Raw genomic sequence first — 2,834 nt, 5'->3', positions numbered from 1 at the left:
GTGTCGCGCCGATCACAAGGTCGTCGGCGTCGACGGCGATCAGCGCGCCGGCGCTGCGCTCGGCAACCGGCGCAAGCAGGATGCGGGCATTGGAACAAACCATACGGAAATTCTCGGCCTCGATACGGCGCGCGGCATCGCCCACCGCGACCGAGATAAGCTGGACGAAGCCTTCCGTGAGGTCGGAGCGGCAGGACGATACGTCGAGCGCGGCCGCCAGGTTGCCTTCATAGTCAAAGACGGGAGCCGTGGTGCAGCTCATCAGCGTGTTGCGCGAAAAGAAATGCTGGTCGCGATGGATGGTGAGCGGCCGCTGATCGGCAAGACAGGTGCCGATGCCGTTGGTTCCCTCACTGTCTTCTCTCCAGACCGTGCCGGTCCACAGGCCCCATTCGTCGAAGGTCTCGTCGTCGGCGACCGCGCCGCGGCGCTCGACGGGGATGCCGTCGCGGTCGGCCAGCATCACGCAGCAACCGACACCGCCGACCGCCTGATAGAGCCGGTTGAGGCTTCCTTCGGCCGCGCGAATCATCCGCTCCATGCGCTGCCGGGCCTGCCGCAATTCGGCTTCGGTCAGCCGCCTTGGCGCCTTGCGCTCGGCCGGATCGAGGTGATGCAGTTGAAGGGAACGCCGCCACGAGGCGACCAACGCCGAATGGGCCGCATCGCTTCTGGCGATCGAAGCCTGGACGAAATCCGCATGACCGGCTGCTTGCCGCCCGCTCAAACCTATCCTCCCAGCGAGCGGACCTCCTTCCGCCCGTCGTTATATCCTTGTGGATATATCCGATGGAAGAGTTGTAACGGTTGCAGCGGATCGGCGCTATAGGACGTTGGTTTAAGAGCATCGAGGCCCGGCCGAGCAGGCCGAGCCAGGAGATTGAAGAGGCGCCAGATCAGTTGGCGGTGGCCTTAGGTTTAGACGAGCCGATCATCTTCCAGTTCTTGTAGAAGACCGAATTGATGCGCTCCACGCTGACCGAGACGATGGCGAGAAGGCCCGCGATCAGTTTTGGGAACGGAGACGGCCTGATGATGTCGACGAAGACGCAGTAGCGGCGGCCGTCATATTCGTTGACCGAGCGGTGGAACAGCGTGTCGTCGAAGATGAACAGAGGGTTGTCGTACCAGTAGTTCTTCTTGCTGCCGCACTGGACGAAGATCTCCGCCTGCACCGGGATCAGATTGTAGAGGATGCGCAGGCTGAGGCGGAGCGGACCGAAATGCCAGGACGTGGATTCGCGCTTGCTGAAAACGGATACGGCGATCGTCTTGATGTATTTGTAGTCCTTGTTGAATTCGGGAACGTTGTCGATCTTGTGCTTGCCGTACCACTGATAGACGTACATGCCGCGCCGGCCGGCGCCGAAATTGGCGTCGATGTCGGCGATGATCTCGTCCTTGCGGGCCTTGAAGACACCCAGGACCTCGTTGATCTCGCGCTGATAGTCTTCAGGGAACTGCTCGGGCTTCCAGACGCCGGGGTTGCGGTAGCAGAGAAGGTCGACAATCAGGTTGAACGGCGACAGCAGCCAGGTGAACAGGCCGTTGCCGAGGAAGTAGCGCTCGAACAGGTTTCGGTTCTTCTGATCGTTGCGCATGACGTCGATCAGGCCGCAGACGACCCAGATCGCGGTCAGGATCGGGATGAAGTAGAAGACGAGCGCGAGAACCACGACCGCGATGGCGGCCTTGCGGAGCGACTTGACGGTTTGCTTTTTCATTGCCATTCGCGCGGGAAGGCGCGATCCTGTTCCATGGGACAAAATCACGGCGACCCCCGCCAGCCGTGCGTCTTGATAGGATTTTTTGTTTCCCGGCACAATGCCGTCGCGCGGACCCGTCAGCCGTCAACATAATATTACAATTCCACTCAACGCTCAGCCGACAGGTTCCGAGCGCGCCGACCGACGGGCCGCGCAACTCAGCCGTTCCGTTCGCCGCGCAGCTTCGCCCAGTATTCCAGCCGCTTGCGGATGTCGCGCTCGAACCCGCGTTCCGGCGGATCGTAAAAAGTGTGCCGGCCCATCTTCTCCGGAAAATAGTCCTGGCCTGAAAACGCATCCGGCTCGTCGTGGTCGTAGCGATAGCCGGCGCCGTAGTCCTCCTGCTTCATCAGCTTGGTCGGCGCATTGAGGATGTGCTTGGGCGGCAGCAGCGAGCCGAACTCCTTGGCCGCCGCGGTCGCCGCCTTGAAGGCGGTATAGACAGCGTTCGATTTCGGCGCGGTGGCGAGATAGACGGTGGCTTGAGCGAAGGCGAGCTCGCCCTCGGGCGAGCCAAGATAGTCATAGGCGTCCTTGGCCGCGTTGGCGACGACAAGCGCCTGCGGATCGGCGAGCCCGATATCCTCCACCGCCATGCGCACCAGCCGGCGGCCGAGATAGAGCGGATCCTCGCCGGCATCGAACATGCGGGCGAGGTAATAAAGGGCGGCATCCGGATCGGAGCCCCGTACCGATTTATGCAGCGCCGAGATCAGGTTGTAATGGCCGTCCTGGCCCTTGTCGTAGATCGGCGCGCGGCGCTGGATGACGCGCTGCAGGCCCTCCGGGCCGAACACTTCGCCTTTCTTGGCGGCGCGCCAGACTTCCTCGGCCAGCGTCAGCGAGGCGCGGCCGTCGCCGTCCGCCATGCGGACCAGCATCGCGCGCGCCTCGTCGTCAAGCGGCAGCGCCCTGCCCTCGGTTTCTTCCGCCCGCGCCAGAAGCTTGGCGATGCTTTCCTCGCCCAGCGAACGGAACACAAGCACGCGCGCTCGCGACAGAAGCGCCGCATTCAGCTCGAAGGACGGGTTCTCCGTGGTGGCGCCGACCAGCACCACGGTGCCGTCT

General features: G+C 62.9%; 3 protein-coding genes. All 3 read right to left on the bottom strand.

The window, feature by feature from the left end; all coding sequences use genetic code 11:
• On the bottom strand, window positions 1–727 hold a 727-nt coding region (locus EOA27_RS30475; protein WP_145970629.1), incomplete at its 3' end, for a GAF domain-containing protein.
• Window positions 728–896: 169 nt separating this feature from the next.
• A complete protein-coding gene (locus EOA27_RS30470) occupies window positions 897–1,724 on the bottom strand; it encodes an aspartyl/asparaginyl beta-hydroxylase domain-containing protein (protein ID WP_189343136.1) in 828 nt (275 codons plus the stop codon).
• 200 nt (window positions 1,725–1,924) lie between these two features.
• Window positions 1,925–2,834: replication-associated recombination protein A (locus EOA27_RS30465; protein ID WP_145970628.1), on the bottom strand; the 910-nt coding region annotated here is incomplete at its 5' end.

Source organism: Mesorhizobium sp. M2A.F.Ca.ET.037.01.1.1 (genome assembly GCF_003998075.1).
Taxonomy (GTDB): domain Bacteria; phylum Pseudomonadota; class Alphaproteobacteria; order Rhizobiales; family Rhizobiaceae; genus Mesorhizobium.
This window is presented reverse-complemented; position numbering and strand designations above follow the sequence as displayed.